The following is a 15,241-nucleotide window of genomic DNA, read 5'->3' as shown; positions in this document are numbered from 1 at the left end:
ACAAAAGTAATTGCAGTTCATAACATCGGTTTATTGGACAAACGCGATTTCAGCCGCTATCATAAAAGTCAGCAAACGGTTCTCAGTTTTTCAGTGTGCAAAATAGGAAAATAGGGAGGAACTTATTTATGCAAGAGAAAAAAATCAAATTCACAGACGTCCTATTCGTAGGTCTGGCGTTCTTCGCCTCCTACTTCGGCGCGGGCAACCTGATCTTCCCGCCGATGCTGGGCCTGCAAAGCGGCAGCAACTGGCTCAGCGGCATGATCGGTATGCTGGCCTCCGGCGTGGGTCTGCCCATTCTGGCTATCATTGTGCTGGGTATGTGCGGCTCTGTCCAGAAAATCTCCGACCATGTGAACAAGAAGTTCTACACCGTCATGATCGGCGCCATCATGATCCTCTGCTGCTGCGTGTCCATCCCCAGAACCGCAGCCGTCGGCATTGAGATGGGCCTTCAGGGCATCTGGCCCGGCGCACCGTATCTGGTGTTCGTCATTCTCTACTTCGTGATCGCGTTCCTGTTCGCTAAGGACCGCGGTACCGCTTTGGACAATGTGGGCAAGATTTTGACTCCTGTTATGACCATCATCCTGTTCATTCTGGTGGTCAAGGGCGCTGTCAGCCCCATCGGTACTCCCGGCGCCGCCTCCGTGGATAACGCCTTTGTCAACAGCTTCCTTGGCGGTTACAGCACCGGCGACGTTCTGGTGTCCTTTCTGGCTGCCGGCGTGTTCTTTGACAGCATCAAGCGCAAGGGCTACGAGGGTGAAGCCTTCCGCAATGCCCATGTCCGGGCCTGCCTGATCGCCGCCGTCTGCCTGGCTGTCGTCTATGGCGGTCTGCTGTATATGGGCGCCTGCGTCAGCACCGAGTACACGCCCGACAGCATCAGCAACGCCAACCTCCTGCTGGCGATCATCCGCTCCAGCGGCGGCCAGATCGCGATTTACGGCCTGTGCCTGTCCGTGGTGCTGGCCTGCCTCACCACCGCCATCAGCCAGATCACCGCAGTGGCAGATTTCTATGAGACCGCCACCCACGGCAAGCTGTCCTACAAGGTTCTGGTCATGATCGTCCCTATCGTCACCACCATCGTCGCCAGCTTCGGTCTGGATACCATCGTGAGCCTGACCTCCCCCTGGTTCTCCTTCTTCTATCCCATCACGCTGGTAATGACCATTCTGGGCATCTTCGAGAAGAAGATTCCCAATGACGGCGCATTTAAGGGCGCTGTGTATTTCACCGTGGTGTACGCCATTCTGGACCTGCCCCACGAGTACGGCTTCGGCTTCCTCGATCCCGTTATGAACCACATCCCCCTCTATGCTCTGGGCTTCGGCTGGATCGTTCCCGCTGTGGTGGGCTTCATCGTCGGTCTCATCGCCGGAAAGGGCAAGGGCCGCACGGAGACCTGATTTCGCGTGAGTTTCTGAAAAAATCTGATACCGCATTTTAATTGGAACGCGCAAAGCGCGTAAGGAGGATTATATGTCTATTGAAAAGGGCGACGCAACCAAATACGTCCACACCGGCAATGGTGAGCTGTGCTACGAGCTGAACAAGGCGCTGACAGTGCCGGAGACCTTCCCCATCTATCTGTCCTCTGCCTACATTTTCGACTCCATTGATCCCATTGATAAGATTTGCGACGAGGGCGCTCCCGGCTATGCCTATTTCCGTCTTGGCAACCCCAACGCCGACGCCACCTCTCAAATTCTGGCGGCCGGTGAGGGCGGCGAGAAGGGTCTGGTGTTTTCCTCCGGCATGGCGGCCATCACCACCTCCATTCTGGCAACGGTGAAGCCCGGCGACCACATCGTGGCCTCCCCCATCATCTACGGCGAGGCGTTCTACTACCTCAAGCACGAGCTGAAGCGCTGGGGCGTGGAGACCACCTTCATCGACTTCAACACGCAGGATGTTGCGGACTATATGCGTCCCAACACCAAGCTGGTGTACGGCGAGACCATCGCCAATCCTCTGATGAGCGTACCCGATATTCAGCATCTGGCGGATGTTGCCCACGCCCACGGCGCAAAGCTGTTCATCGACAACACCTTTGCCACCTCCATCATCGCAAAGCCCATCAAGTTCGGTGCCGACCTTGTAATCTACAGCGCCACCAAGTATCTCGGCGGCCACGATGATCTGGTAGGCGGCGCGGTCATCGGCTCCGAGGAGATCATCAAGTCCCTGAGCTTCTACCTCGGCCTCTACGGTGCCAATCTGGGCGCTACGGAGTCCTGGCTGCTGGCCCGGAGCCTGCGGACCCTGCCTCTGCGTGTTAAGAAGATGGCGGAAAACGGCATGGCGCTGGCCAAGTTCTTTGAGAGCCATCCCAAGGTGGAAAAGGTTTATTATCCCGGTCTGGAGTCCTCTCCCAGCAAGGCGCTGGCCGACAAGCAGTTCGAGGGCAACGGCTACGGCGGTATGCTCTGCGTGAACTTCAAGGGCGGTCAGAAAGAGATCGACAAGCTCATCAGCAATCTGCAGCTGGTCCGCTTTGTTCCCACGCTGGCCGGTGTCGGCACCACGCTGACCTATCCCCCCAGAGCCTCTCATCGCGATCTCAGCCCCGACGAGCTGGCGGCTATTGGCATCACCATGGGCCAGATTCGCCTCTCCTCCGGCCTTGAGGACACCGATGACCTGCTGAACGATTTCGATCAGGCGCTGGCAAAGCTGTAAAGCAGAGATACCTACCCCTATAAAAATAACAGCAGAGCATCCAGTTGGATGCTCTGCTGTTATTTTTGCGTTTTTAAACGAATTCTTGGCATTTCCGTATGCGGATTGCAGAACAAGGTCCGAACTCATTTCCAACATCCTACGAATCACTGCGACGGAGTCCCCCGCTGAAACCCAGCGCAGCGATTTCAGTGGGGAGAGGGCGAACAGCGGAATGAGCAAGGCGCTGCCGGAAGGCAGCGCCGCGGGCTATGGATCTTGTGAGGATGATGCAGAACCCTACCAGATCTCCCTGATTCAAGTGCGCTCCGCACACGGGTAAAGGTAACGGATGCACAGAGTTGCACGCACCGCAAGGGAAGGAGATGTTTGCAAAAACCGAGGCTCGAACTCGCTTCCCGGTATCCCACGAATTGCCGTTGGCAATTCACAGGAACCCTGCCGGCCTCCATGATTTAAAACACACTTCACGTGTTGAGGTGGAGACAGCGAGTTCGTACTTCTATCAGCGGCAATCCAAAAATACTATACTTTCTGTTGTCCGCAAGGACAGGGATGTTTGCAGGGGAAACCTTAGCCGGGTGAACACCGTCGCGGCATTGCTGTTTGTGGCCTTTTGAAAACCACAAACAGCGCCGCTTCCTCGAAACAGGCTCGCTTCTTCCGCCACTGGCGGCGCATCGCCTGTTTCCCCTGCTTTTTAATCCCCCCCGCAGGATAAGTTTGCGAAGCAAACTTGCCCGCTCCAAAAAAGAAACACCACCCAATGGGTGGTGTTTCTTTTTTGGAGCGGGCTACGAGGCTCGAACTCGCTACCTCCACCTTGGCAAGGTGGCGCTCTACCAGATGAGCTAAGCCCGCAAGAACAGTAGTTATTATAGCAAGCACGCTCGTTTCTGTCAAGAGGTTTTTCCTATTTTTCCGTTTTTTCTTCCGGTAATTCATTGGCTGCCGGTTCTGCCGCAGTCTGCTCCGCCGGCTTCAGCAGAAATTCCACAATTCCCACCGGGTCCGTTTCCGGGTAATAATGCACCAGCCACACGGTCTCCACCGGGACGCCGCGCTCCTGCCGAACCTGCGTGAGCGCCTGCTCCACCTTTTCGCGGCTGTCTGCCTGCCAATAGCTCACGCGGACCACCAACTCCGCCCGGTCCCCGTCCAGCGCCGCTGTCAGCAGATCATGCAGAGCGCTGGGGCTGGTAGCGTTTACAATGGTCTGCACCTGCTCGGCGCTGCGGCGGTAGCTGATCTGGACGTTCATCTCATAGCAGCTCCGCTGGGGCTGCTCCACAGCGGTGATATACTCCACGGCATAGGCCCCCAGCGGCGTTTCCTGCTGGACCTCCAGCATGGCCTGATCCATCTGCTCCATGGCAGCCTGATCGTCCTCAAAACCGTATAGGCGCAACACGGCGCTTTCCGTGTGCTGGCCGATCAAGATCAGCAGGTCATTGACAATGTCCTGATGGTTTTCCGCCCGAAGCGTCCCCGCCGCCTCGCTCTCCCAGAGCTTGCTGCTGTGGGGCTCTGAGACGGTATAGGAGCGCTCCAGCAAGGGGGCGCAGCCTGTCAGCAGGCATAGCGCCAGCCCTGCCGCCGCCAACCGTTGACCCTTCATCCGCGTCCCCTCCGTTCGATTTTAATAGCCAAGCGCCTCGTCTACGAGGACCACTTCCATCTCCATGCTGCCAATGGCCTCCCACAGCACCACCAGTCCCCGGCAGATGCGCTCCGGGCTCTTGCAGTCATAGCAGTGGTCAGCCTTGACCGCACAGGGCGTTTTCCGCTTCAGACGCTGGGCGTTCTTCGGCGCGGCAATATTCCGCGCCCGCCAGAGGGCCTCCTCATACGTGGGAGCCAGCTTGTTCCGGCCCACCACGAACCAGACCTTTTTATGACCGTACAGTGTGGATGCCACGCGGTTGCCGGTACCGTCGATATTGATGAGCTCTCCTGTTTCCGCAAGACCGTTTACCGAGGTAATGTAATGCTCCGCTGTCATGGCCGCCTGCCGGGCGTCTGCTCCGTCAACCGTGGGCCGCCAGTGCCAGTTGACCCGGTCATGCCGCTCCAGCCGCTCATAAAGACCCATCTGCTCCAGTGTCACGGAGCCTCCGAAGCCCACGGAGGTATTGTCAATGGCGCTGTCCAGATAGTCCGCCGCCTCCGCCGCCGTGGCGAATACACTGACGCGGAAGCCCCGGGCCTCCAAATTCTGTTTTACCCTTGAAAAATCCGTCATAGCCCCTTCTCCTTTACAGCTCTTCCTTCTGATATTCCCGGAAGCCCTCGCCCAAGACCTCATGGGCGTCGCAGACGATCAAAAACGCGCCGGGGTCAATGGCATGGACGCGCCGCTTGATCTCCACGATCTCCCGCTGACGAAACGCCACCAGCAAAACGTGCTTTTCCGCGCCGGTGTAGGCCCCGGCGGCATTGAGAATGGTCACACCCCGGTCATAGGCCAAAATAGCGTCTGCCACCGCCTTCCAGTCATCGGAAATGATGTACGCCACCTTAGAGGCGTTCATGCCGTAGAGCACCGTGTCCATAACCTTGCTGGACACATACAGGGCCACCGCGCCATAGAGAGCCGTTTCCAGCCGCTGAAAGGCGATGGCCGTCAATGCCAGTACCACACCATCCGGGATTAGTATCAGCTTGCCCATGGGAAGCCACGGAAATTTCAGCTTCAGCAGGCGGGCCACGATGTCCGTGCCGCCGGTGGTGGCCCCCTGTGAGAATACAATGCCAAGGCCCGTTCCCATCATGGCGCCGCCGCAGACTGCGGCCAGCATGGAATCCATGGGCGGAAAGGTATAAAACAGGGCAATTCCGTCCATGGCAAGAGAGCTGACCGCCATGGCAAACAGTGAGGAGGACAGCAGATGGAAGCCGATGAACCGCCAGCCCGCCAGAAACAGCGGGATATTCAGCAGAATTGTCAAAATACCCACCGGCAGCACCGGCAGCAGGACATTGATGGCCTGCGCCAGACCTGTGATGCCGCCCATGCCTACGGCATTTGCCGCAAAGAACCAGTCAAAGGCCAGCGCGAAAATCACCGCACCCAGCGCTATGATGGCATAGCTTTTCAGTTGCCTTTTCAAAAGCTTCTCCCCCTCATTGTCTGTTTGTCTTTTATGCCGCAGAGACGTCCGACTACCATGCGGAAGGTACACGCTCTTTACAGCAGACTGATCTGCTGGTCCTCGGAGTCCTCCTCTTTTACTAAGGCCCCGGCGGCGGGAATCGCCCGCACCCGGTAACGGGTCCGGTTGGTAATGGCGGTCTCATCGGAGAGCCGCACCGACTCCAGATGGTATTTCGGCTTCAGCGTCATCACCGCCACGCCCTGTGCGGAACGGGTGGTCTTCGGCGCCAGCAGCGCCGTGTGGAAAATCAGGCAGCGGGGCTCGTTGGAATAGACCGCCAGCTCGCAGTCCTCGTCCAGCCGGCGGATACAGGCCAGCGGGGCTTTATCGGAGTACGCGCCGGTGAGCTTGCGGCGGTTAGAGGTGGTCTGATACGCCTTCAGCTCCACCCGGGCCGCCTTGCCGTTTTCAAAGAAGAACAGCAGGCTCCCGGCATAGTCCGCCCCCGGCAGCACCATGAAAATTACGCTTTCCCCGGCGTCCATCTTCAGCTTTGTGGGCAGATAATCGCCAAGGACACTGGCTTTGGCATCATCGAACTCGCCAAGGCGGGTCTTATAGACCTGACATTTATCCGTAAAGAACATGGCCTCGGCATTGGAGGTGGTCTCAAAGCCCTGGCGGAGGGCATCACCCTCCTTATACTTCTGCTCGCTGCTCATCCGCAGAGAGGCAGGTGTGATCTTCTTAAAATACCCTTCCCGGGACAGGAACACAGATACAGGATATTCCTCCTTCTGCTCCGCCTCCGGGGTATACTGCGTAATTTCGTGGGGATAGACAATGGTGGTACGGCGGGGCTCGCCGTACTTTTCCGCAGCGGCGTTCAACTCCTCCACAATGACCTTCTTTACCCGCTGGGGGCTGTTCAGAAGGTCCTCCAGATCCTCGATCTCGTCCCGCAGGGCGTCGGTCTCCCGGGTGCGCTTGAGGATATATTCCTTGTTGATGTTCCGCAGCTTGATCTCCGCCACGTATTCCGCTTGAATCTGGTCAATGCCGAAGCCGATCATCAAATTGGGGATGACCTCGGCCTCCTCCTCCGTCTCCCGGATAATTTTGATGGCCTTGTCGATGTCCAGCAGAATGCGCTTGAGACCCTTGAGCAGATGCAGCTTGTCCTTCTTCTTGCCGAGGACAAAGTAGACCCGGCGCTTCACGCTCTCCGTGCGCCACGCGGTCCATTCCTCCAAAATCTGCCGGACACCCAGCACCTTGGGGCTGCCGCCGATGAGCACGTTGAAATTGCAGGCAAAGGCGTCCTCCAGTGGCGTGAGCCGGTAGAGCTTAGCCATGAGCTTATCCGGGTCCGTGCCCCGCTTGAGGTCGATGGCCAGCTTCAATCCGGACAGGTCCGTCTCGTCCCGCATATCGGCGATCTCCTTGGCCTTGCCCGCCTTGATGAGCTCCGCCACCTTGTCCAAAATCGCCTCTACCGTGGTGGAATAGGGAATCTCATAAATTTCAATAAGGTTTTCATCCTTGACATAGCGGTACTTGGCCCGCACCCGGACGCTGCCCCGGCCGGTATTGTAAATATCCCGAAGGGCGCTGCTGTCCGCGATCAGCTCGCCGCCGGTGGGAAAATCCGGGGCCAGCAGCGTTTCCGTCAGGTCGCAGTCCGGGTTTTTCAGGTAGGCCACCGTAGTATCGCAGACCTCTTTCAGGTTGAAACCGCAGAACTGGGAGGCCATGCCCACGGCAATGCCGCTGTTGGCAGATACCAGAATATTGGGGAAGGTGGTGGGCAGCAGCGCCGGTTCCTTCATGGTGTTGTCATAGTTATCCACGAAGTCCACGGTATCACTGTCGATGTCCTTGAAGATCTCCCCGCAGATGGCGGAGAGCTTCGCCTCCGTGTACCGGGGAGCAGCCCATGACATATCCCGGGAGTAGGACTTGCCGAAGTTGCCCTTGGAGTCCACAAAGGGGGTCAGCAGAGCGCCGTAGCCCTTGGACAAGCGCACCATGGTATCGTAAATGGCGGCGTCGCCGTGGGGGTTCAGGCGCATGGTCTGACCCACGATGTTGGCGGACTTCGTCCGTGCTCCGGTCAGCAAGCCCATTTTGTACATGGTGTAGAGCAGCTTGCGGTGAGAGGGCTTGAAGCCGTCGATTTCCGGGATGGCCCGGGAGACAATGACGCTCATGGCATAGGGCATATAGTTGGTCTCCAGCGTGTCGGTGATGGGCTGCTCCACCACCGCCGCATGAAGGCCCATGACGTTGGGGTTATTAACTGGGTGCCGGGCTTCCTCCGGCTGCTTCTTTTTCGGCATAGTAAAAATTCCTTATTCTATCAGTGGGGTTTCATCGGAAATCACGAAATATCCGCCAAATCCAAAAACCTTGCTCCGTTTTCCGCGATATGGTCCTTCCGGCCCTGCAGGTTGTCCCCCAGTAGAAGGTCAAATACTTCGGACGTCCGGGCGGCGTCCTCCGGCATGACCCGGATCAACCGTCGGGTCTCGGGGTTCATGGTAGTGAGCCACATCATGTCGGGGTCATTTTCGCCAAGGCCCTTGGAGCGGTCGATTTTGTACTTCTTTCCCTCCAGCGACTTTACGATCTCCGCCTTCTCCTTATCGGAGTAGGCAAACCACGTTTTATCGCCGCAGTTGATCTCAAAAAGCGGCGTTTCCGCAATATACACATAGCCCTTTTCAATAAGGCTGGGCGTCAGGCGGTAAAGCATGGTCAAAATCAGCGTGCGAATCTGGAAGCCGTCCACATCGCCATCGGTGCAGATGACCACCTTGCTCCAGCGGAGGTTGGCAAGGTCAAAGGCGGCCAGGTCCTTTACGTGCTTATTCTGAATTTCCACACCGCAGCCCAGCACGCGGATGAGGTCGGTAATGATCTCGCTTTTGAAAATGCGTGCGTAATCCGCCTTCAGGCAGTTCAAAATTTTGCCCCGGACGGGCATGATGCCCTGATACTCCGCATCCCGGCTGAGCTTAACACTGCCCAGGGCGGAGTCGCCCTCCACGATATAAATTTCCCGCTTCTCCACATCCTTGGACCGGCAGTCCACAAATTTCTGGACCCGGTTGGAAATGTCGATATTGCCGGAGAGCTTTTTCTTGATATTCAGTCGCTGCTTCTCCGCGCTTTCCCGGCTGCGCTTGTTTACAAGGACCTGTTCGGCGATCTTCTCGGCGTCGAAGTGGTTCTCGATGAAGTAAATCTCCAGATTTGTCCGCAGGAACTCCGTCATGGCCTCCTGCACGAACTTGTTGGTGATGGATTTTTTTGTCTGGTTCTCGTAGCTGGTCTGCGTAGAAAAGTTATTGGAGACGAAGATCAGGCAGTCCTCAATATCCTGCCATGTGATCTTGCTTTCATTTTTCTGATATTTGTTTTGATCCCGCAGGTACTTATCTACTGCGGAGACAAAGGCGCTTTTCGTGGCCTTTTCCGGCGCGCCGCCGTGCTCCAGCCACGAGGAGTTATGGTAGTGCTCAATGACCTGCACCCGGTTGGAAAAGCAGCAGGCGGCAGAGAGCTTCACCTTGTACTCCGGCTTGTCCGCCCGATCCCGGCCCCGCTTTTCCGCCTGCCAGAATACCGGGGACGTCAGGGCTCCCTCCCCGGCCAGCTCCGCCACATAGTCCTGGATGCCGTGCTCGTAAACGAAATCCTCCTCAGGCAGAGAGCCGTCCTCCTGCTGATCCCGGAACTTGAAGGTAATCCCCTCATTCACCACTGCTTGACGGCGCAGTATATCCGTGAAATATTCCGCCGGGATGGCAATGTCGGTAAACACATCCAGATCCGGCAGCCAGCGGGTGCGGGTGCCGGTCCTTTTCGCCTGCGATTTCGGCAGCGGCGTTTTTTCCAGTCCGCCCACGATCTCGCCCCGCTCAAAGTGGAGCTTATACTCAAAGCCGTCCCGCCAGACGGTGACGTCCATGTAGCGGGAGGCGTACTGGGTGGCGCAGGCGCCCAGACCGTTGAGGCCCAGAGAGTATTCATAGTTGTCGCCGGTGAGATTATCATACTTGCCGCCGGCGTACAGCTCGCAGTACACCAGCTCCCAGTTGTAGCGCTGTTCCTTTTCGTTCCAGTCCACAGGGCAGCCCCGGCCCATGTCCTCCACCTGAATGGAGCGGTCGGCGTACCGGGTGACGATGATGGTCCGTCCGTGGCCCTCCCGGGCCTCGTCAATGGAGTTGGAGAGAATTTCAAATACCGCGTGCTCACAGCCATCCAGACCGTCGGAGCCAAAAATAACGCCGGGACGCTTGCGTACCCGGTCCGCGCCCTTCAGGGACGAAATGCTGTCATTACCGTAATCCTGCTTTTTTGTTGCCATAGTTCCTCCATGGGGCTGAAATTTTCAATATGTTGGCATTGTAACACGATTCCGCTGCAAATTCAAGGGTTCCCCCCTCCTGCGGCTCTTTTTGACGGAAAGGGGGCCGTTTCGCCCGGAAATGTTGTTGCGTAATATTACCTGCCCCGCTCTCTCCACAGGCGTTTTCACCGCCATTGCAGAGTTTTTCACATTTTCCACACGGTTTTCCACATCATTATGTCACCCTGACAAGTTGCAAAAAGTTCACAATTTCACATAGGCTTATACAAGGAAGCAGCCCCGGTCATACCGGGGCTGCTGAAATCCTGCCGCTATCCCTTAAAAGGGGCTGTCTGCTCCCTGAGCCACGCCTCAAAATCGCTGCGGATTTCGGGGAACGGCCGAATAGGGACTGCCGGGGTGGGATACGTCCCCAGCGCCTTATTCAGATGGGCCGTGCCGTACCAGCAGCCGAATTGATAGCCGCACTTCGGCAAAACGCCCACAAGCGTAAAATCCATGTGCTCGTGAAAGCCGAGGCTGTTGCCGGTCAGATGTTCCTTGGCGCCGCGACGCGGAGAGAAACGGCAGGCATACGATCACTTCCTTATTTTTCCAGAATATGCACGTTGAGATGGTCATAGGTCATCTCAATGCTGTGGCGGGCAAAGGCGTCCCGCAGATTTTCGTTGACGGAGAAGTACACCGGCCAATAGTTTTCCGGGGCGCACCAGCAGCAGATGGTATACTCAATGGCGCTGGCGCCGTAATTCGTCAGCCGCACGGTGGGCGCCGGGTCTAAAAGCACATCCGCCGCTGCCTCCACCGCCTCCATACAGGCGGCCTTCACTGCCTCTGTGGGGGCATCATAGGAGGCCGTGACCGTCCGCACCACCCGGCGGCGGCCCAGCACGGTATAGTTGATGATCTTGGAGGCGGAGAGCTCCTTGTTCGGCATCAGGACCATCTGCCCGTCCGGCGTTTCCAGCTTCACGCGGTTCAAGCCGATCTCACGGACTGTGCCGGATACGCCGCCGGCCTCAATATAATCCCCAAGGGCAAAGGGACGGGAGGAGAGAATCACCAGCCCGCCGGCCACATTGCCGAGGATGTCCTCCGCCGCCAGGGTAACACCCAAGGTCAGCACGGACAAAAGTGCTGTCAGCGAGGACGTGTTGAAGCCCAGCGCCTCCGCCGTAATGATGAGCGTCAGGACATATAAAATGACCTTGACAGCGGTAAGCAGGAGCCCTTGCAGCCGGTCGCCCAGCTTTTGCATCCGGCTCAGCAGACGGGTGAGCAGCTTCATGATGAGCTTCACCGCAATGAGGCACACCAGCAGCGTTGCAAGGGCGGAGAGGACCTTGTCGAGACTGTACCCGGCCACAGAGGCCCCTAAAAAATTGGAAAGGTCAGGCATTGCTGTCCCTCCTTACCGTCCGGCCCTGCGGTCAGCCTCGATGAGCCGCTTCAGCCCCTCCACCGCCACCTTCACAGAGGCGGTGGTATCCTCGCTCATGGTCTGGTCCAGCCCTGCGGCCTCCCGCTCCTGATTCCATACCACATGGAAGCAGCTTCCGCAGCGGCAGCCCAGCGCGGCAGCCACCACGAACAGCGCGGCGGACTCCATCTCGCTGGCCTTGACACCCAAACGCTTCCAACTCTCCCACTTCTGCTTCAGCTCATAATACACTGGGGAGGCGCTGGGGTCATGCTGGCCGTAAAAGCTGTCCTTGCACTGGACAACGCCTAAATGCAGAGGATAGCCCAGCGCCCGGGTGGCCTCCGCCAGCGCGTTGGTAATGTCCCAATCCGCCACGGCGGGGAACTCGATAGGGGCATACTCCAGACTGGTGTGCTCAAAGCGAACAGCGCCGGTAGCCACCACGATATCCCCGGACTTCACATTCAGATCAATACCGCCGCAGGTGCCGGTGCGGATAAACGTGTCCGCGCCGCACTTATGCAGCTCCTCCATGGCAATGGAGGCGGAGGGACCGCCAATGCCGGTGGAGCAGGCCGTGACCTTCTCTCCCAGCAGCATGCCGGTCCAGACATTGTATTCCCGGTTATAGGCCACCTGATGCGCGTCCTCAAACAGTGCGGCAATGGCCGGCACCCGGCCCGGGTCGCCGGGCAGAATGCAGTAACGGCCGATGTCCTCGGAGGTGCAACGGATATGGAACTGTTTTTCTAACTGATGCATAACGAATCACCGATCCTTTCCTTTATAAAATATAGTATAGCAGAGCCTCCCCCGGCTTGTAAAGCCGCTGCAGCCTCCCGCCGCGAAATTTCCCGGCTTCCGCGCCACCGCGCCGGTTTTTGCGATTAGGTTTCTCAAATTAGCGAACATTAACCGAAAGCTTTATTTATTTAACTCATATTTTTTCAAAAAAACCGCACTCTTTTCACATTTTGTTCACAAAAATCTCTTGCATTCTGTCGAGTCCCGTGTTACAATGCGTCTGCAAAAAAGGAGGGGTCATATATGAAGCAGCATAAAGCATTCGCGTGGCTCACCGTCATCTTCTTTGCCCTGACAATGTTCACCGGCATGAAGAAGAAATAACAGGAGGTATTTATTATGAATTTCAAGAAGTTGGGTCTGTTCGCCGCCGGTACGCTGTTCGGCACCGCCGGTATCAAGGTTCTCACCAGCAAGGATGCCCGTAAGGTCTACACCGAGGTCACCGCCGCCGCCCTGCGGGCCAAGGAGTGTGTGATGACCACTGTCACCAACGTGCAGGAGAGTGCCGGAGACATTCTGGCCGACGCCAAGGTCATCAATGACCAGCGCGCCGCCGCTGCCGAGGCTGAGGTCGTGGAGGATGCCGCCGAGGCTTCCGCTGAGACTGCGGAATAACAGGTATCCACGGAAAAGCCGCCACGCTCTGGCGGCTTTCCTTCTTTTACTCTTTGGAGGCATACATATATGAAATGTACCATTCTTCACGAATGCCCCGGCCGCCTGCGGATTCACGCGGCGGCGCCTGCCATGTCTCTGCGGCAGGCCGACATTCTGGAGGCATATCTGAAAAAGACGTCCGGCGTTGAGGGCGTCAAGGTCTATGACCGCACCGGGGACGCCGTGATCCGCTATACCGGCAGCCGGGAGCCCGTGCTCCGCGCCCTGTCCGTTTTCTCCTATGACAAGGCGGAGGCGCTGGCCCCGGAGCACAGCTCCCGGGAGCTGAACCGGGAATTTGAGGACAAGCTGGTATTCACAGTGCTGCGGCGGGCGGGCAGCAAGCTGTTTCTGCCCATGTCCATTCGGACGTTCATCGCCGTGTTCCGCTCCATCAAGTACATCAAGGCCGGTCTGAGCGCTCTGCTCCACGGTCATCTGGCTGTTTCCGTGCTGGACGCCACCGCTGTTACGGTGTCCATGCTCCGGAGCGACTTTGAGACCGCAAGCTCTGTGATGTTCATGCTGAACCTTGGCGAGATTCTGGAGGACTGGACCCACAAGAAGTCCGTGGCGGACCTTGCCGGGGCCATGTCCCTGAACGTGGACAAGGTGTGGCTGAAAACCGCCGACAGCGAGGTGCTGGTCCCCATCGGCGATGTAAAGGCCGGGGACTGCATCGTGGTCCGCACCGGCGGCATGATTCCGCTGGACGGAAAGGTGGACTCCGGCGAGGCCACCGTCAATCAGGCGTCCATCACCGGCGAATCCCTGCCGGTCCCCAAGAGCGCCGGCAGCTATGTCTATGCCGGTACCGTGGTGGAGGAGGGCGAGTTCGTTGTCCGGGTGGAAAAGGCTGTCGGCGGCGGCCGGTATGACCGCATCGTCAAGATGATTGAGGAGTCCGAAAAGCTGAAATCCACGGCGGAGGACAAGGCCTCCCGCCTTGCGGACCGGCTGGTGCCCTACACGCTGGGCGGCACGGCGCTGACCTATCTTCTGACCCGGAACACCATTAAGGCGCTGGCCGTGCTGATGGTGGACTTTTCCTGCGCACTGAAGCTGTCCATGCCCATCGCCGTGCTCTCCGCCATGCGGGAGAGCAGCGGCTATCACATTTCCGTCAAGGGCGGGCGCTTTATGGAGGCCGTTGCCAATGCCGATACCGTTGTGTTCGACAAGACCGGCACACTGACCTACGCCACGCCCACTGTGGCCAAGGTGGTCTCCTTTGACGGCTACAGCGCCAGCGAAATGCTGCGGCTGGCCGCGTGTCTTGAGGAGCACTATCCCCACTCCATTGCCAACGCCGTGGTGGCGGAGGCCAAGCGGCTGGGGCTGGACCACAAGGAATACCACTCTCAGGTGGAATACGTAGTGGCCCACGGCATTTCCAGTACCGTTGAGGATAAAAAGGTCATTATCGGCAGTGCCCACTTTGTCTTTGAGGACGAGGGCTGCGTAGTTCCTGAGGCCGAACAGGAAAAGTTCAATACGCTGCCGGAGGAATATTCTCACCTCTACCTCTGCATCGCCGGACGTCTGGCCGCCGTGATCTGCATTTCCGATCCTCTCCGCAAGGAGGCCAAGGAGGCAATTCAGGCGCTCCATGCCTGCGGCATCTCCAAGGTAGTCATGATGACCGGCGACAGCCGCCGCACCGCCGAGGCCGTGGCCCGGGAGGTGGGCGTGGACCAGTTCTATGCCGAGGTTCTGCCAGAGGACAAGGCCAATTTTGTCCGGCAGGAAAAGGCCGCCGGTCGGAAGGTCATTATGATCGGCGACGGTGTCAACGATACCCCGGCTCTCTCTGAGGCGGATGTTGGCATCGCCATCAATACCGGCGCCGCCATCGCCCGTGAGATCGCCGATGTAACAATTGCCTCCGAGGACCTTTTCGAGCTGGTGACGCTGCGGAAAATCTCTCAGGCATTGATGGGCCGCATCCAGCGCAATTACCGCTTCATTGTCGGCTTCAACCTGATGCTCATTGTTCTGGGCGTGACGGGCGTGATTCAGCCCACTACCTCTGCCCTGCTGCACAATGCCTCTACGCTGGGCATCAGCCTTGACAGCATGACGGACCTACTGGACAAGGACAAAGAAAAGGCGCTCCCTGAGACCGAAAGCGCTTAAAAATACAGCAAAAATTGATAACTCCCTCTGTAAGAGACAGCAAAAGCAGGCTGT

The 15,241-nt window shown here is 57.8% G+C and carries 12 protein-coding genes and 1 tRNA gene; 4 read left to right on the top strand and 9 right to left on the bottom strand.

The window, feature by feature from the left end:
- The first annotated feature begins 128 nt into the window (after positions 1 to 128).
- Together brnQ and PY311_RS07455 are read left to right on the top strand one after the other, a co-directional pair.
- On the top strand, positions 129 to 1,418 hold the full coding sequence (brnQ, locus tag PY311_RS07460; RefSeq protein WP_286148050.1) for a branched-chain amino acid transport system II carrier protein: 1,290 nt from the start codon (positions 129 to 131) through the stop codon (positions 1,416 to 1,418).
- A 73-nt stretch (positions 1,419 to 1,491) separates the two neighbouring features.
- Positions 1,492 to 2,691, top strand: coding sequence for a trans-sulfuration enzyme family protein (locus PY311_RS07455; RefSeq protein ID WP_286148049.1), 1,200 nt, complete (start codon positions 1,492 to 1,494; stop codon positions 2,689 to 2,691).
- Positions 2,692 to 3,476: 785 nt separating this feature from the next.
- On the opposite strand, the gene PY311_RS07450 is transcribed toward PY311_RS07455, so the two are convergent.
- From PY311_RS07450 to udp, 9 genes are all read right to left on the bottom strand, one after another.
- Positions 3,477 to 3,552, bottom strand: a tRNA-Gly gene (locus PY311_RS07450).
- Positions 3,553 to 3,604: 52 nt separating this feature from the next.
- Positions 3,605 to 4,309, bottom strand: coding sequence for a hypothetical protein (locus PY311_RS07445; protein ID WP_286148048.1), 705 nt, complete (start codon positions 4,307 to 4,309; stop codon positions 3,605 to 3,607).
- Positions 4,310 to 4,330: 21 nt separating this feature from the next.
- Positions 4,331 to 4,933, bottom strand: a complete 603-nt coding sequence (locus tag PY311_RS07440) for a lactate utilization protein (protein WP_286148047.1) — start codon at positions 4,931 to 4,933, stop codon at positions 4,331 to 4,333.
- Positions 4,934 to 4,946: 13 nt separating this feature from the next.
- A complete protein-coding gene (locus PY311_RS07435; RefSeq protein WP_286148046.1) occupies positions 4,947 to 5,801 on the bottom strand; it encodes a YitT family protein in 855 nt (284 codons plus the stop codon).
- A 77-nt stretch (positions 5,802 to 5,878) separates the two neighbouring features.
- Entirely contained in the window at positions 5,879 to 8,125 is a 2,247-nt protein-coding gene (locus PY311_RS07430; protein ID WP_286148045.1) for a DNA gyrase subunit A, read from the bottom strand.
- A gap of 41 nt (positions 8,126 to 8,166) precedes the next feature.
- The gene (locus PY311_RS07425; protein WP_286148044.1) at positions 8,167 to 10,161 is read right to left on the bottom strand and encodes a DNA gyrase/topoisomerase IV subunit B; all 1,995 of its coding nucleotides are present in this window, start codon (positions 10,159 to 10,161) and stop codon (positions 8,167 to 8,169) included.
- 314 nt (positions 10,162 to 10,475) lie between these two features.
- Entirely contained in the window at positions 10,476 to 10,664 is a 189-nt protein-coding gene (locus PY311_RS07420) for a hypothetical protein (protein WP_286148043.1), read from the bottom strand.
- 86 nt (positions 10,665 to 10,750) lie between these two features.
- Positions 10,751 to 11,563 carry a mechanosensitive ion channel family protein gene (locus tag PY311_RS07415; protein ID WP_286148042.1) on the bottom strand — a complete coding sequence of 271 codons (813 nt, stop codon included), beginning with the start codon at positions 11,561 to 11,563 and terminating at the stop codon, positions 10,751 to 10,753.
- Between the two features lie 12 nt (positions 11,564 to 11,575).
- A complete protein-coding gene (gene udp / locus PY311_RS07410) occupies positions 11,576 to 12,349 on the bottom strand; it encodes a uridine phosphorylase (protein ID WP_286148041.1) in 774 nt (257 codons plus the stop codon).
- A 381-nt stretch (positions 12,350 to 12,730) separates the two neighbouring features.
- Here udp and PY311_RS07405 point away from each other — a divergent pair, with 381 nt between their 5' ends.
- Both PY311_RS07405 and PY311_RS07400 read left to right on the top strand, forming a co-directional pair.
- Complete coding sequence (locus tag PY311_RS07405) at positions 12,731 to 13,009, top strand: DUF6110 family protein (RefSeq protein ID WP_286148040.1); 279 nt, start codon at positions 12,731 to 12,733, stop codon at positions 13,007 to 13,009.
- Positions 13,010 to 13,078: 69 nt separating this feature from the next.
- Positions 13,079 to 15,187 carry a heavy metal translocating P-type ATPase gene (locus PY311_RS07400; protein ID WP_286148039.1) on the top strand — a complete coding sequence of 703 codons (2,109 nt, stop codon included), beginning with the start codon at positions 13,079 to 13,081 and terminating at the stop codon, positions 15,185 to 15,187.
- Positions 15,188 to 15,241 lie beyond the last annotated feature (54 nt).

This window comes from Neopoerus faecalis, from assembly GCF_029218125.1.
Lineage (GTDB): Bacteria > Bacillota > Clostridia > Oscillospirales > Oscillospiraceae > Oscillibacter > Oscillibacter faecalis_A.
The sequence above is the reverse complement of the archived record's forward strand: the minus strand, read 5'-3'. Positions and strand labels throughout refer to the sequence as shown.